This is a genomic window from Mesorhizobium sp. LNJC405B00, assembly GCF_000502615.1.
Classification (GTDB): Bacteria; Pseudomonadota; Alphaproteobacteria; order Rhizobiales; family Rhizobiaceae; genus Mesorhizobium.
This window is the reverse complement of the sequence record NZ_AYWC01000022.1, coordinates 24,044-39,025: the sequence shown is the minus strand read 5'-3', so window position 1 is coordinate 39,025 and position 14,982 is coordinate 24,044. Positions and strand designations below refer to the sequence as shown.

The window sequence follows — 14,982 nt, the reverse complement described above, 5'->3', positions numbered from 1 at the left end:
GCCGAGCGCCTCAGCGCAAGGTCTCGACGTATTTCTCGTGGAAGCTGACATAGCCGGGTTCGACGACTTTGAGATGGCGCTCGATCAGCTGGTGGAAGGCCGGCAGCTGATGGAAGGGCACGCCGGGATAGGCGTGGTGCTCGGCGTGATACGGCATGTTCCAGGCGACTTTGCGCACCAGCCAGTTGGTCAGCGTGGTGCGGGTGTTTTCCAGCATGTTGGCGACAAGCGGGCAGCGGCCATGCTCGGCCAGCAGATAGAGCCTGAGGAAGGGCTGGCCGAGCAGCGCCGGCACGATCCAGACATAGAGCAGTACACTTGCCTCGAACCACAGGGCTAGCGCGGCGACCACGACATAGAAAGCGATCATGGCGCGGGCTTCAGTGCGCACCTTGGGCAGGCCTTTCGGCGGCACGTAGCTGTCGTGGCAGCCGCCAATCGCGTTGGTGTAGAGTGTCTGCAAATGCCCCCACCACACCGGCAGGCCCGAGACGTGGACGATGTATTGCCGCATCGTCTCCGGTTTCGGGAAGGCGAGTTCCGGATCGTTCTCGGGATCCTGGGTGAAACGGTGATGGGCGAAGTGGAAATAGCGAAACCAGTCGGCGGGCAGCGCGATCGCCAGGCTGCAGACCCTTGCGGCGGCATCGTTGAGCCACTGCGTCTCGAACGCCGTCCTGTGCACCGTCTCATGCAGCAGCGTGAACAGAAAGACGATGAGAATGCCTTGCGGCAACATCAACAGCGGCCAGTACGACACCTTGGCCGCAATCAGCCCGCCGATAGCCACAATCGCGCCGAGATGGAAGGCGAGTTGGACCAGACCCGGCCCGTCCGACTTGCCGGTCAGGCGGCTGCGCTGCTCATTGGTCAGGAACGCGATGACGTCGCGATGGTCTCTGGGTTCAAACTGGGCCGATACGGTCATGGCGCCAAGCTACTCGAATAAGAAAGCTTTCGAAAGACGAGGATTTCTGCGACATGGATAAGCTGACCTTCCTATCGGATCACCCAATGACCGCGCTTCCTTCCCTGAGAGGACTTCAAGCCTTCGAGGCGGCGGCGCGCTCGGGGAGTTTCGCCGCAGCGGCGGATGAGCTCTCGATCTCGGCGGCTGCGGTCAGCCAGCTCATTCGCACCGTCGAGGAGCAGATGGGTCGAAAACTGTTCCATCGCGTCAACCGCCGCGTGGTGCTGACGGAAGCCGGCGTCGAGATGCTGCCCCGGCTGACCCTGGCTTTTCGGGAGATCGGCAGCATCGCGCGTGGCAGCGATGCCTTCCGCCCGCGGCTTGTCATATCGGTGCCGCCGTCCATGGCGATGGGCTGGCTTTCCGAACGTCTCGCCGGCTTTGTGGCCAGCCACGGCGCCGTCGACATATCCCTGCGCGGCGATGACGATCCGGTGCCGTTCGACCGCGAACTGATCGACATCCGGCTGTCCTTCGGCCCGCACTATCGTGAACACCCGACCGAAGACATTGTCAGGGACGCCGTCTACCCCGTCTGCGCGCCAGAACTCACCGCCAAAACCGACAGCCTCGCCGGCCTGCCACTGATTCACACCGACTGGGGACCGACCGGCGCGTCGTTTCCGTCTTGGCGCACCTGGTTCGAGGCGGCGGGCATAGAACCCGGCCGCGCAGTGCAGCGCGGCCTGTCGGCGAACTCGTCGCGGGCAGCGCTCGACCTTGCCATTTCAGGGCTGGGCGTGGCGCTGGCGCAAGGCATTTATTGCGCCGGGGCGCTGGAAGAGGGCCGTTTGGTCCGGGCTAATGCCCTATCGATCGCGCTGCGTCAGCCATATTGCCTGACGATCCCGGAACGCAGTGCAAGGCGCGACCTGGTGGCGGCGTTTCGCAATTGGCTGATTGAGGAATGCCGGCGGTCGGTGGGTTCGCCGGTGCTCGGCTGATGGACCGAACTGCTCAGAGATGGCCGGCCAGTGCGGCGACCATGTCCTTGTTCGTCGCCACGGGAATGATCTCGAACTCCACCAGGTCAGACCATTCGATGACCCAGCGCTGCAGCAGCGTGACGTCATCGGCTTCGACCAAAAGGAAGCAGCGGCTCATATCAGCCGCGATCCAGGAGTGGTGCACGACAAGCGCGTCCGGCTTCAATCGGCCGCGCTCGCCGAAACGGCGGTAGATCTCCTTGCGGTCGCAGCCGGTGAAATCCTCGATGACGATGAACTGCATTTTTCCCCCTCGGTTGAATTACCGCCCGGGACCGCAAACTAACGCCCGGGACGGTCCAGCCGCTCCAGGAACCATTGCGTCAGCCGCACCCAGACTTCGTCCTTTTCGCCGGAATCCTCCCAGCCATGGTCGAGGTTCGGGTTGTCGTTGACCTCGATGACGAAGACGCCATCCTTGGTTTCCTTGAGATCGACGCCGTAAAGCCCGTCGCCGATGCAGCGCGCCGCCTTCACCGCGGTGTCGACGACATGCGGCGGCGTCTCTTTCAGCGTGAAGGTCTTGATGCCGCCCTGGTCGGGCTTGCCGCTGGCCTTGTGGTTGACGATCTGCCAGTGTTTTTTCGCCATCAGATAATGCACGGCAAACAGCGGCTGCCCGCCGAGCACGCCGACGCGCCAGTCATATTCGGTCGGGATGAATTTCTGCGCGATCAGGAGATCGGAATCCTCCAGCCACTCGGTGGCGAGCGTCTTCAGTTCTTCGAAGTTGCCGCATTTCTTGACGCCGCGCGAGAACGATGAATCCGGGATCTTCAGCACCAGCGGAAAGCCCAGCGTCTGCGCCGCCAGTTCGAGGTCCGAGGTGCCGGCTATCATCACCGTCGGCGGCACCGGCACCTTGTTGTAGGCCATCAGTTCGTTGAGATAGACCTTGTTGGTGCAGCGGATCATCGACAGCGGGTCGTCGATCACCGGCATGCCTTCCTGCTGGGCGCGGCGCGCGAAGCGGTAGGTGTGGTTTGAGATCGAGGTGGTCTCGCGGATGAACAGCGCGTCGTAATTGGCGAGCTTGGCCAGGTCCTTCCTGGTGATCGGCTCGATTTCGACGCCCATCTTTTCGGCGATCTTGGCCCAGTAACGCAGCGAGGAAATCTCCGACGGCGGCAGTTCCTCATGCGGATCGACCAGCGTGGCGAAGGTGTACCGTGCCGGGGTGCGGCCCTTGGTGTCGCGCCACTCGCGGTTGGTGTATGTCTCGAGCGCCTGCACGAAGAGGGCTNTCCTCGGCCATCCTGGCCAGCGGCAGGAAGCCGATCTTGCGGATCGAGGCCCATTCGGCGCTGTCCTTGATGTGAACCTCAAGCGCCGGAGCGCGGAACCAGTCGAACAACAGCTTGGCGAAGCGGTCCCAGACCTTCGACGGTCCGATACCGAAGAAGATGCAGATTTTTTGCGGGAAAACGCCTCCGAGATCCTTGCGGCATTTGTTGAGCGCCAGCTCCAGTTCCGGCAGCGCGTGCTCGTAGAGCTTGCGCTCGGACAGGTCGATCATCGTCTCGACCGTCGGGATGACCTTGTGGCCGCGCGAACCGGCGAGCAGAGAGGCATAATAGCCGCGGCTCTGGTAGGCGTAATTGTTCGATAGGTTGATGACCTTCGGCTGCTGGCCGCGAAACAGCGCCGGATGCGCAAGATAGTCACGGTTGGTGATGATCTTGTGCGGCGTCGCCGCCGGGTCGAGATCGTTCTGACGGCCGGTGAGGATGACCCAGGTCATTGTTATCAGCGTTTCCCAAGAGTGATGGCAGCACGCAGTCCGTCGCGGCCAAATTGCGCCATGTTCATGAAGATGCCGTGCGGCACGGGAATGTTGGCGGCATCGAGGATGGTCTCCTGTCTTTCGTCCTCGACCCAGGGATCGTGGATCAGGATGTGGTCGCCATCGTCGCCGATAGCCAGCACCCAATGCGGCACCTTCTTGCCGAACATCAGGAAGCCGCTGATCAGCACCAGCACCAGTTTTCCCTGAGCCAGGGCGCCGCGGATATCGTCGATGGTGAATGGACGGTAATTCACCGGGATGCCGTAAAGTTCCGCGCGGCGGCGAAAGTCCACCTGGGCAAGTTCCATCACCCGGCGCTTGTCGTCGCTGCGCACCGATTGCAAGAACAGCGCGCCATAGAAGGACACGAAGATTTCCGCCGCAAGCCCGCTTTCGTAGCCGGAAACCGCAAGGCCGAAGGGCTCGCAGCCGCCCGGGCCGGACATCATGAACACGGTCGTTGCCTCGCGCCATAGGCGGATTTCCATGACCGGATCGGGCACGAAGCCGGAATCGAAATTGGCCATCGCCATCATCAGGCAGCATGGACCGCAGGTGAACTCGCAGGTCTGCTGGTAGAACGGGACTTTGGTGGCGACCGGAATATCGCCGCGCAAGGTCTTTTCGTAGCGCAGCGCGGTGGCGCCATCCTCGTAATAGTGAGGCTCGCGACCGATCTTGCGGTAGCCGCTCTGCTCATAGATGCCAATGGCGCGAAGATTGTCCTCGCGCACTTCGAGACGCAACATCATGCGGTCATGCTCGAAGGCAGCTTCTTCGGCCGCTGCAAGCAGCATGCGGCCAATGCCGCGGCCGCTGAAAAACGGGCTGGTGGCAAGCGAATAGAGCCGGGCGACGCCGCTGCCCTTGCGAAACAGCACGATGGCGTAGCCGGCGACACGACCATCGCTTTCGGCGACCAGCATCTCGGCTGTCTCGCGTTCGATCAACAAGCGGAAGGAGCGCCGGGAAATGCGGTCACTGGAAAAGACCGCCTTCTCGATGGCGGCGAGGTCATCGACGTCGGACGCGCGGGCCTTGCGAATCTCGGCAGGCATGCGGGTTTGGAAAACCTCGATTGGGTGGAGGAAAAGGCCGCGGTCAAAAACGTCGCAAACATCAGCCGAAACGCCGATATCCATCAAGCGCTATCGCACTTCGAATAGGGCCGAATTGTGACACTTTCTACCCAGGCGCATTCCCGAAACGGAATGCGCTTAACTGGCGATACCCGCCAGAAGCTGACCGTAGGCGCGCTTGGCGACCGCAGCCAGCTGCTCTCGCGGCAGCGAGCCGACGACGGCGCAGGCATAGCCCTTGTCCAGCCAGTAGACCGCCTCGGGACCGTCGGCGTCGGCCATGTAGGTGCCCTTGGACTTGGCTGAGGAATCAGCGGTAACGAACAAGGAGATGCGCTGACCCTTGGCGTCTTCGTAAAGCAGCATCGCTGCCTTGCCCTGGCCGGCGGGCAGCAGCCGGCCGCCAACCAGCTGGAAGCCTTCCGCCACCAGATCCGGCGCCACCAGTTTCAGGCCGACGCGGTTGGACAGCCAGGTCTGCAGGTGATCCTTGTCGCTTGCCGGCACTTCCACCGCATGGCGCTGTTCGGCGGCATAGATGACATGGGCGGCGATCGCCTCTTCGGCCAGTTGGTCATCGGCGCCATCTTCCCTGCCGATGCCGGCAAAATAGCCGCCAAGACCGCCGATGACGAGCACTGCGGCCGCCGCGGCCGCAAGCCACCAGCGCGACTGCCGCGCCGCCGCTTTGGTCGCGCCTTCACCGCTAACGATCTGCTTGAACAGCACCGGCACGGGCTCGTCGAGCACACCGGCAAAGGCGGCGCGCAACGCGGCGCGGTCGGCGGTGTAGCGGGCGCTTTTCGCCTTCATTTCGGGATTGGCGTCGATCCAGGCGTCGTAGGCGGCGCGCTCGTCGCCCGGCAGCTCGCCGTCGAGAGCCATGTGGATATCGCGTTCGGAAAAATCGCGGCGGGTCATTTCTCGACGATCCTTATCGAGCGGCGGCGCGCCGTGTCATCGAGCAGGCTGCGCAGCTCCTCGCGTCCGCGCGCTATGCGCGACATCAGCGTGCCGGCGGGCACGCCGAGAATGTTGGCGGCTTCGGCATAGGAAAACCCTTCGATGGCGACCATGACGAGGGCGGCGCGGCGGTCGGGGCTGATCGCCTGCAATGCGTCGATGATCTCGCGCGAGGCGGCGTTCTCGGCCTGCTCGGCGGGGACTGTCTGCGCCTCGTTTGCGTCGAGCGGCAGGATCGCCGCCTCACCGCGCCGGTTCACCTTGCGCATCTGATCGATGAACAAATGATGCATGATCGTAAACAGCCACCTCCGGGGGCTTTCTCCCGTCTGCCAGCTTTCAAGCCGCAAGAGCGCTCGTTCGAGGCAATCCTGGACGAGATCGTCAGCGGATTCGCGGTCGCGCAGAAGCGAGCGTGCGTAGCGGCGCAGGCGCGGTATTTCGCCAAGGATTGCTGCCTTCTTTTCGTCCATGACCGCTGGTTCTGAGGTCGCCCTTGTTTAACCCGATTGAACGCGCCTTCCCGGCGCGGCGCAAGCGGCCAGCGCGAAGCGGTCTGCCGCCCCGGTCACCCAAGCAGTGAGATAACGAGTTGATCGGCTAAATTATTCCCCGCAATCAACAAAAGGGCCGAATTATCCTAAATCGGTCTGTGCGAAATCATGGCCTTTGTATAGCAGTGGAAGATCGCGGCTTTTCGCGCAGGCGTAAGCAAAACAGTCCCCTAGATTCAGATCCGCCTTGTGGCCAACGGCTTTGCCGTAACGGGCACTCGCGTCAATGGCCCGAGAGCTGATGTTGTCGTCAATGGCCAGACTCTCTCCCATGATCTCCACAATGAACTCATCGATCAGATCGCGGGCATGGAGAAGGGCTTCAGCGCTGGGTCTGCGCGGGCCGGCGCCGGCCCTTGCCAATGCCTGTGTTGCTTCGAAGTGAACCAACGGAGAAACCCAGACCTGCCCGGAAAAACCGGATAGCTGCTTCAGCAATTCCTCCCACCCAGGTTCCTGGTTGAGAATGGCGACGATCACCGACGCGTCGACAAACATCAGTCTCCCCACATCTCGTCGGTGAACTTCTTCATATCGAAATCGGGATTGGGCAGGCCAAGCTTCCTGGCCCTGTCCTGAAGACTGGCGATCCGATCGCGCAGCGGCACCTTCGCCCGATTGCGCTCAAGTTCGTGCACGAGCGCGACCCGCACCGCCTCCGTTTTGCTCGGAGCGTTCGTCTCGCGTTGCAATCTGCTGGCCAGCGCATCCACTTCGTCGTCGCGGATATAGAGCGGCATCGAATATCCTCCGTTGGATATTCATATATTCCATCTCGTATATCACTTCAAGTTGCAGCGTTGGCCTCCCTCGCCGCCCGCGTCAGCAGCCGCTGGTAGAACAGGCCGATGCCGATCAGCACGGCGCCAAGACCGATGAAGGACAGCGCCCTGAGCACGCCTTCCAGTTCCGACATGTCGAACAGGAAGACTTTTACCACGGCAATCGCGATCAGCGCCGCCGAGGCAATGCGCAGCACCTGCGACTTCAGCCAGACGCCGGCGGTGAGCAGCACGACGCCAATGACCAGCCAGAGCGCCGAATAGGTGTAGGTCTCAAGCTGCCCGAGGCCGCTCCACAGGCCGATGAACTCGCCCTTGAACACGCGCCTGACCGACAGTGTGGCGTAGGCGAAGACAAGCAATGCCGCCACTACCGCCAGCATCTGCGCATACCATGGCGGCCGCTTGTCCCTGGCATAGAGCGCCAGCCCGCCGGCGGCTATGGCCGGCAACAGGTAAGCCAGGAACAAGAGGTTGAACACCGGGATCTGGCCGGTCGATTCGTCGGTGAACAGCGGATTGAGCACCAGGAAATGCTGGAGGACGATGAAGGCGACCGAGAGCACGCCGGCGGCCATCGAGCCGTAGCGCAGCACAGAGCTTGGCGAGCGCATGTCGATGGCCACCAGTATCGCGCCGGCACCGATGGCGATCAGCGTATAGATCGCCTGTTCGGCGAGCGTCACCGGGCCGGTGTCGATGACGCCGCCATGCATGGCGTGGCGCACCAGCATGGCGACGGTGAGCAGCGCAAACAGGGCTGCACCCGCCTCCATCGCAAGGCGCGGCCGGCCATTGCCAGTTGTTGGTAGTGCGGGGGTGGTACGCGCGAGTTGCCAGGCGGCAAAGCCGAAGGCCAGCGCCGGTACGCCGTATCCCGGCAGCAGCCAGTTGAACACCGGCGTCGTCGTCAGGAACTCGGCGCCGACGATGGTCGGATCGAAGGCGACGCGGCCCAGCACGGCAACGACCGCGCCGACCGAAATCCAGCCAAGCACCGGATAGCTGCGCCACCGCGTCGCCAGCGCCGGCACGATGGCGGCAACGCCGGCAAGAATGGTCGTCCAGCCGGATCCGAATGCCATGTGCAGCATCAGCAGGCCGGCCAGAGCCGAGCCGCAAAGCGCGAAGGAGACGGCAATGTCGCCCTTGAGCGGCGGCTGTTCGGCGCGCGCGATCCATTCGCCGCCGGCGGCGAAGACGACGACCAGAAGGGCAGCTATCGCTGCGTAGACAAGGTCGCGGTCGAGATTGCCGTAGGCGAGCCACAGCGTCAGCAGAATAAGCAGCGGCGCAGCGACGCCCCATGCCGCCCAGCATGCCGCGCGGACCCGTGCTGAGGCGGCGAAGCGGCGTGCGGCCCAGAAGCCGGCGCCGATGAAAACCAGGCCGAGGGCAATGCCGATGCGCAGCGTCAACGGATTTCCGGCCGCCACCGGCATGCCGTCAAAGCCGATATTCCCCTGGGTTATGTCGGAGCCGATGGTGGTGGGCGGAATGATGCCGAGATGGATCATCACGCTCACCACGCCGGCGGCATGCAGCAGCGGCAGCGCGCGCGGCCGGTAGAGTGCGGTGGCGACAAGGGCGACGAGGACGAAGGCGCCCGGCAAGGCGCCACCGGCGGCGACCAGCGTCGTGTCGACCGACAGGCCCAGCGCTGAAAACGCAACGAAAACGCCAGGCACGATCGAGGGCCAGTCGAAGCCCGCCTTTGCAGGTTCCGCTTCGCCGCCACGACTGCCCAGCCAAATAAAGGCAAGCACCGCCAGCGTCACCGCGTCGATGAACAGGATGACGGCAAGGTCGGCGACGAGCGTACTCATCATGTAGGCGATGGTCCAGGCGCCGGTGCCGAAGAAGGCGGCCGCAATCAGGAATTTCCAGTCGCGTATGCGGGAGATCACGGCTGTGGCGGCAAGCACGATCGCCAGGTAGACGAACAGCGCCCATGGGTTGGGCGCCTGCGAGGACACAAGCGCCGGCGTCGCCATCGAGCCGACAAGGCCGATGCCGGCCAGGGCCTGACCATGGACGAGAGCGGCGACAATGGTCGCTACGCCGATGGCGCCGAGCACGGTGAAGGCGAAGGCCGGGCCGACGAAACCGTAAATGGCGTGCGCGGCATAGACCGCACCGAACAGGATGAAGGCGCCGGCAGCCGTCAGGATCGCCGGAATATAGGCGCCTGCAGCCCCTTGCACCGGCACCTTGAAGCCGGTGCGGCGGATGAACTCGCCGCCGCCGATCAGCACCAGGCCGAGCAGCGCCGCCAGGGACAGCCGCACTTCGGGGCCGAAAATGCCGGCCTCGATGGTGTAGCGGATCAGGAACAGGCCGCCCAAAGCCAATGCGACGCCGCCGACCCAGACCGCCCAACGGGTGCCGAGCGCCGTTTCGACCTCGGACTGGCGGGCTGCCTTCGCCGTGGCGGCAGGCGCGGATCCGGTGAATGCCGCCTTGGCCGCGGCTGACAGTTCTGGCACGGCCTCGCTGGTGGCCGCATCGGCTTCGGCGGCCGGTGCCTGGGCATGTGCCGCGTCTGCTGTTGTTGGCGAAGCTATGTCGGCAGCTGGTGCGCTAGCGTGAGCGGAATCCGCCGGTGCGCTTGCAGCCTGCTCGGCCGGTTTGGCAACGGGCGGTGTCGCATGCACTCCGGACAGAACCAGGCTGCGCAGCGCTCCGAGCTCGCGCTCGATCAGACTGACGCGGCCCTGCTGGCGCAAGACGAGGACAAAAAGCACGATAACGACGACGGCGCCAATCAGGCTTTCAAACATGGCGGTTCCCCCAAACCAGGCCAGTTTTCACTGACAATTGCGGCGGCCACACGGCCACCCCAGACGGCTATTCAAGTCACGCCACCGCAATGGTGGCCGAAAAGAAGTTATCGAGCATGTTTCGTCGGCAAATTCCAGCGGCCTACGGTCTTTATCCTCATTCATCATCTGAGATAGCCAGGAATGGCATGCCGCCGCCACTTGCCCAGGAGCCATGCTATCCTCGGATGAACTACGAGGAAATCGAATGCCGAAACGAAGTGCAGGGCTGCTGATCCACCGGACAAGGGCCGGCATTCTCGAATTTCTGCTCGTCCATCCCGGCGGCCCATTCTGGGCAAGGAAGGATGAAGGCGCTTGGTCGATCCCCAAGGGCCTCGTCGAGGACAATGAAGATGAGTTGGCCGCCGCCCGGCGCGAGGCTGGGGAAGAACTCGGAGTCAGCATCGAGGGTGATTTCGAGCCTGTCGGCAGCTATCGGCAAGCCGGCGGCAAGATCGTCATCGCCTGGAGTGTCGAAGCCGATTTCGATCCCGATGCCGTTAAAAGCAACATGTTCACGATGGAATGGCCGCCCAGGTCAGGCGTGACGAGGGAATTTCCCGAAATCGACAGGGCCGGCTGGTTTTCCTTCGCGGAGGCCAGCCTCAAGATCCTCGGCGGTCAGCGCGCCATCCTCGATGATTTCATGGAGCATCGCAAGGCCGGCTGAGGCTCTTGCCCTACGAGTACCCCCACCCTAACCCTCCCCACAAGGGGGAGGAATGCTGCCGCATGCAGCTTTTGCTGTGAACCTGGACGGTTGCGGAGGTCAGCACCCACCGAGTCTCCCTCCCCTTTCTGGCGCAGCGTCTGCCGTAGTGGCGGCATTGCCGCCCGAATGATGCTTGCGCAAGGCGGCGAGGAAGCCGGCACGGGCATCGGGCTGTTCAATGCCGCGCGGCTCGTAGACATGGCGGGTGAAAAAGAAACCGGTCAGATGGAAGGCGTCCTCGAGTGCCGCGTGGTCCGCCCGCAAGCCGGAGCCGCGCTGCAGGAAGGCCGGCAGCGCCAGCATCTTGTCGCGCCACGGCGCACCGGCGGCTCGCGACACGGCACGGCCGGATTTCGGCGAGACATAGGCCAGATCCTGCCTGGCGCCGGTCGCCGCGCACTGGCTGAGATCGAGGCCGAAGCCGAGTTCGTCGAGGATGAGCAGTTCGAAGCGCGCCACCAGTTCCCCGGCGGCATCCGAATCGTCCAGATGGGCGATCATCACGGCAAGCGTCTCATACAGGCCGCCATGGGCGTCGCGCTCCGGCAGGAGCCTGAGATGCGCGGCCGTGGTCTGCAGGCCGTAGACGGCGACTGCGCTGTCCATCAACCGGGCGGCATTCATCTCGATCGCCTCGGCCTGGAAGGTGCCGAGATGCTCGTCGAGGCGTGCCCGCCACAAAAGGTCGACGCGGTTGCCGGGCTGCAGCACCGGCTGCTGCTTGCGCGAGCGCCCGCCGCGCACCAGGCCGAGATGGCGGCCATGCGCACGCGTCATTACCTCGAGAATGGCGCTGGTTTCGCCATGCTTGCGGGTGCCGAGTATGATTCCCTCGTCGCGCCATTCCATGGCAGGAGCTTGTCACCGGTTGCGTGGCTAAATCAAGATTTTGGCGCGCCGCGTGCGATCTGTGCTGACATTGGATCCCCACACATCGTCGAAAGGCTCTGATCACGCGAATTCCCGGTGATCGGCCAGGACGTCGTCGATGACGCGGCGCGATCGCTCGGCTTCGGCTTGGTTGGCGTCGTGTCCGGCAACCGTGATCAGCGCCTTCCACAGCGTCCAGCCGCGGCCGCGCGCCCAGGTCGCTTCATCGACGTCGATGGCGGCGCGGAACGCCTCCCGGCTCTCGCCCTGGAAGAACGTCCAGGCGATCGCCAGGTCGCAAGAGGGATCGCCGATGCCTGAGGTGCCGAAGTCGATGATGGCGCTCAAACGGCCGTTTTGGACCAGAAGGTTGCCCCAGGCGACGTCGCCGTGAAACCAGACGGGCGACCCTTGCCAGGTGGCGGCAAGGGCCGCATCCCAGACAGCGGTGGCCGCCTGGGTGTCGATCTGCCCCTCCAGCGCCTGGAGTGCTTCCCTTGTCTGGTTGTCATACACGCTCGGCGATCCGCCGCGGAAGAAATTGTGCTGGCCCGCGGGCGGCCCGCCCGCCGGATCGATCCGCCGGAGCGCAATGAGGAACTTGGCCAGATCGACCGCGAACTGTGGGCGATCGGCGATTTCGGCGGTCTTGGCTGTTTCGCCGTCGATCCAGCGGTTGACGGACCAATGCCAGGGGTAGCCCTCCCCGGGCTCGCCCATCGTCAGTGGAACCGGGATCGGCAGCGGCAGAAGCGGCGCCAGCCTGGGCAGCCAGCGGTGCTCTTTTTCGACCTGCAAGGCATATGGTGCGGCACTCGGCAGCCGCAGAGTCATATCATTGCCGAGGTGGAAGGTTCGGTTGTCCCAACCGCCAAACGTCACCGGGCTCACCGGCAGATGCCGCCATTGCGGAAACTGCGCGTTGACCAGCCGGCGCACGAGATCGGTATCGATGGTCGGTTTTGGATCAGGCATGTCATCGTCTCAAACTGCCGGGCGGCACTTCTAGACGATGAAGCTCAATGGGGAAACTCAAGCCCCATCTCACGGTAGCGCTCGGGGTCGTCGCCCCAGTTTTCACGCACTTTGACGAACAAGAACAGGTGCACTTTCTGCTCGAGAATGCCGGCTATCTCCATGCGCGCCGACTGGCCGATGGCGCGGATGGTCTCGCCCTTGTGGCCGAGCACGATCTTCTTCTGGCTGTCGCGCTCGACATAGATGGTCTGGTCGATGCGCACCGAGCCGTCCGGTTTCTCTTCCCATTTCTCGGTCTCGATATGCGAGGAATAGGGCAACTCCTGATGCAGCCGCAGATACAGCTTCTCGCGGGTGATCTCGGCGGCCAGTTGGCGCATCGGCAGGTCCGAGATCTGGTCTTCCGGATAGTACCAGGGGCCGACCGGCAGCGCTTGCGCGAGATAGTCGAGCAAATCCTTGCAGCCGGAGCCGGTCAGCGCCGAGACCATGAAGGTGCGCTTGAACGGCACCTTTTCGTTTGCTGCCGCAGCCAGGGCCAGCAGCGCCTCGTGCTTGACCCGGTCGACCTTGTTGAGGATCAGCACCATCGGCTGGCGGACGTCCTTCAGCCGCTCGAGGATGGCGTCGGCGTCACCCCTGATGCCGCGCTCGGCATCGATCAGCAGCAGCACGATATCGGCGTCCTTGGCGCCACCCCAGGCTGTGGTCACCATCGCGGTGTCGAGCCGGCGCTTCGGCTTGAAGATGCCGGGCGTATCGACAAAGACGATCTGCGCGTTGTCATGCGTGGCGATGCCGCGCACGATGGCGCGGGTGGTCTGTACCTTGTGGGTGACGATCGACACCTTGGCGCCGACCAGTTGGTTGACCAGCGTCGACTTGCCGGCATTGGGCGCCCCAATCAGGGCAACGAAGCCGGAATGCGTGGCCTCCGCTGCCGGAGGGAGATCTTCGCTGCCGGTCATGCCGCACTCCCTTGGTTGGCCCAGATGCCTTCGCGCGTAAGAAACGCCGATGCCGCCGCTTCTTCGGCTGCGCGGCGAGAGCCGCCCGTGCCGCTTGCCGGCGCAAAACCGCCGACCTTCACGGACACCGTGAAAACCGGTTGATGTTCAGGTCCTTCTCGTTTCTCGATCGCGTATTCGGGCCTGACATCGCTGGTCTTGGCGATCCATTCCTGCAGGTCGGATTTCGGATTGGGCGGCTTGGCCACCACCTTTTGCGAGCGCGGCTCCCAGTAACGCAGGACGAATTGCCTTGCCGCATCGAGGCCGCCATCGATATAGACTGCCGCGATCAGCGCTTCGACTGCATCCGCCAGATAGTTTCCGCCCGAGCCACGCGAGCGCGCCTTCAAGGCAGCGTCGGCCCGAACCAGATCTTCGAGCTGCATTTCAATGCCGATCTCGGAGCATGTCCGCGCATCGACCAGGGCATTGAAGCGCGGGGCGATTTCACCTTCCGGCGCCTCAGGAAACTTTTCAAAAAGCAGGTCGGCAACGATCAGGCCGAGCACGCGGTCGCCAAGGAATTCGAGGCGCTGGTTGTTGCTGCTTGCCTTGACCGCGCTGGAATGGGTCAGCGCGGTCTCGAGCAAACGGACGTCCCGGAAGGAATGGCCGGTTTTGGCTGTCACCAAATCGGCCAGAGTTTCACCCGTCGGGCGCTTCAAAGCCATCAATTCACGAAATGGAACAGGCGCGACAGGCGCACCAGCGACGGCCATTTCCAGATCTCGAGCGGGCTCGCCTTCCCGGCGATCGAGAAGAAGACGATGTTGGCGCGGCCGACAAGGTTCTCCGCCGGCACGTAGCCGACGCTGAGGCGGCTGTCGGAGGAGTTGTCGCGGTTGTCGCCCATCATGAAATAGTTGCCGGGGGGCACGACGAACTCGCGGGTGTTGTCGGTGATCGAATTCGGTGTCAGGTCGAGCGTGTCGTAGCTGACGCCGTTGGGCAGGGTCTCGCGATAGACGTCGACCGGCTCAGGCACTTCCGTGATATCAGGATTTTGGATCTGGCCGGTTTTCACACGAGGCACGCCCTGGCCGTTGATGAACAATTGGCCGTCCTTCATCTGGATCTTGTCGCCGGGCAGGCCGACGACGCGCTTGATGTAGTCGAGCGACGGATCCGGCGGGAACTTGAAGACCACCACGTCGCCGCGCTTCGGATCGGAACCCCAGATGCGGCCGGAAAAGATGTCTGGGCCGAATGGCAGCGAATAGCGCGAGAAGCCGTAGGACCATTTGGTGACGAACAGATAGTCGCCTTCGAGCAAGGTCGGCCGCATAGAGCCGGACGGAATCGAGAAGGGCTGGAACAGCAAGGTGCGGATGACCATGGCCAGCAGCAAAGCCTGGATGATGACGCTGACGATTTCGCCAAGCCCGCCGGATTTCTTCTCGGATTTTTCAGCCACGCTCATGTCGTCCTCGATTGTGCGTTGGATGGTATAGAGTCTCGGCGCGCGCTGGG

15 protein-coding genes and 1 pseudogene are annotated in these 14,982 nt (G+C 63.4%); 2 read left to right on the top strand and 14 right to left on the bottom strand.

The genetic code is table 11. The annotated features are described in order from the left end of the window. Positions 1–10: 10 nt before the first annotated feature. Entirely contained in the window at positions 11–928 is a 918-nt protein-coding gene (locus X756_RS139380) for a fatty acid desaturase family protein (protein ID WP_023692868.1), read from the bottom strand. 86 nt (positions 929–1,014) lie between these two features. Between X756_RS139380 and X756_RS139385 the strand changes: the two genes are divergently transcribed. Next, on the top strand, positions 1,015–1,914 hold the full coding sequence (locus tag X756_RS139385) for a LysR substrate-binding domain-containing protein (RefSeq protein ID WP_023731426.1): 900 nt from the start codon (positions 1,015–1,017) through the stop codon (positions 1,912–1,914). Between the two features lie 13 nt (positions 1,915–1,927). Here X756_RS139385 and X756_RS139390 read toward each other — a convergent pair whose 3' ends face one another. The 8 genes and pseudogenes from X756_RS139390 to X756_RS139420 form a co-directional block, all read right to left on the bottom strand. After that, complete coding sequence (locus X756_RS139390; protein ID WP_023670254.1) at positions 1,928–2,200, bottom strand: DUF3303 family protein; 273 nt, start codon at positions 2,198–2,200, stop codon at positions 1,928–1,930. Between the two features lie 38 nt (positions 2,201–2,238). Then, positions 2,239–3,697, bottom strand: a pseudogene (locus tag X756_RS01000000166070) (RimK family protein). A gap of 5 nt (positions 3,698–3,702) precedes the next feature. Beyond that, positions 3,703–4,800 (bottom strand): peptidase C39 family protein, encoded by a 1,098-nt coding sequence (locus X756_RS139395; RefSeq protein ID WP_023692865.1) that lies wholly within the window; start codon positions 4,798–4,800, stop codon positions 3,703–3,705. 159 nt (positions 4,801–4,959) lie between these two features. After that, positions 4,960–5,742: an anti-sigma factor gene (locus tag X756_RS139400; RefSeq protein ID WP_023731425.1), complete on the bottom strand. Its 783-nt coding sequence runs from the start codon at positions 5,740–5,742 to the stop codon at positions 4,960–4,962. After that, entirely contained in the window at positions 5,739–6,257 is a 519-nt protein-coding gene (locus X756_RS139405; protein WP_023692862.1) for an RNA polymerase sigma factor, read from the bottom strand. The genes X756_RS139400 and X756_RS139405 overlap by 4 nt, the downstream gene beginning before the upstream one ends. Before the next feature lie 162 nt (positions 6,258–6,419). Further along, positions 6,420–6,836: a type II toxin-antitoxin system VapC family toxin gene (locus X756_RS139410; protein ID WP_023731424.1), complete on the bottom strand. Its 417-nt coding sequence runs from the start codon at positions 6,834–6,836 to the stop codon at positions 6,420–6,422. Beyond that, positions 6,836–7,078, bottom strand: coding sequence for a type II toxin-antitoxin system VapB family antitoxin (locus X756_RS139415; RefSeq protein ID WP_023731423.1), 243 nt, complete (start codon positions 7,076–7,078; stop codon positions 6,836–6,838). Before X756_RS139415 ends, X756_RS139410 begins: the two co-directional genes overlap by 1 nt. 47 nt (positions 7,079–7,125) lie before the next feature. Further along, the gene (locus X756_RS139420) at positions 7,126–9,900 is read right to left on the bottom strand and encodes a DUF2339 domain-containing protein (RefSeq protein ID WP_023731422.1); all 2,775 of its coding nucleotides are present in this window, start codon (positions 9,898–9,900) and stop codon (positions 7,126–7,128) included. Between the two features lie 247 nt (positions 9,901–10,147). Here X756_RS139420 and X756_RS139425 point away from each other — a divergent pair, with 247 nt between their 5' ends. Next, entirely contained in the window at positions 10,148–10,612 is a 465-nt protein-coding gene (locus X756_RS139425; protein WP_023687287.1) for an NUDIX domain-containing protein, read from the top strand. 99 nt (positions 10,613–10,711) lie between these two features. Here the strand turns inward: X756_RS139425 and recO are convergent, their stop codons facing one another. The 5 genes from recO to lepB form a co-directional block, all read right to left on the bottom strand. Continuing rightward, positions 10,712–11,503: a DNA repair protein RecO gene (gene recO, locus X756_RS139430; RefSeq protein WP_023731421.1), complete on the bottom strand. Its 792-nt coding sequence runs from the start codon at positions 11,501–11,503 to the stop codon at positions 10,712–10,714. Between the two features lie 102 nt (positions 11,504–11,605). After that, complete coding sequence (locus X756_RS139435) at positions 11,606–12,499, bottom strand: aminoglycoside phosphotransferase family protein (RefSeq protein WP_023731420.1); 894 nt, start codon at positions 12,497–12,499, stop codon at positions 11,606–11,608. Positions 12,500–12,543: 44 nt separating this feature from the next. Further along, positions 12,544–13,470: a GTPase Era gene (era, locus tag X756_RS139440; RefSeq protein WP_023670243.1), complete on the bottom strand. Its 927-nt coding sequence runs from the start codon at positions 13,468–13,470 to the stop codon at positions 12,544–12,546. Continuing rightward, positions 13,467–14,183, bottom strand: a complete 717-nt coding sequence (gene rnc, locus X756_RS139445) for a ribonuclease III (RefSeq protein WP_023684493.1) — start codon at positions 14,181–14,183, stop codon at positions 13,467–13,469. The genes era and rnc overlap by 4 nt, the downstream gene beginning before the upstream one ends. Continuing rightward, complete coding sequence (lepB, locus tag X756_RS139450) at positions 14,183–14,932, bottom strand: signal peptidase I (RefSeq protein ID WP_023670241.1); 750 nt, start codon at positions 14,930–14,932, stop codon at positions 14,183–14,185. The genes rnc and lepB overlap by 1 nt, the downstream gene beginning before the upstream one ends. Between the last annotated feature and the right edge of the window lie 50 nt (positions 14,933–14,982).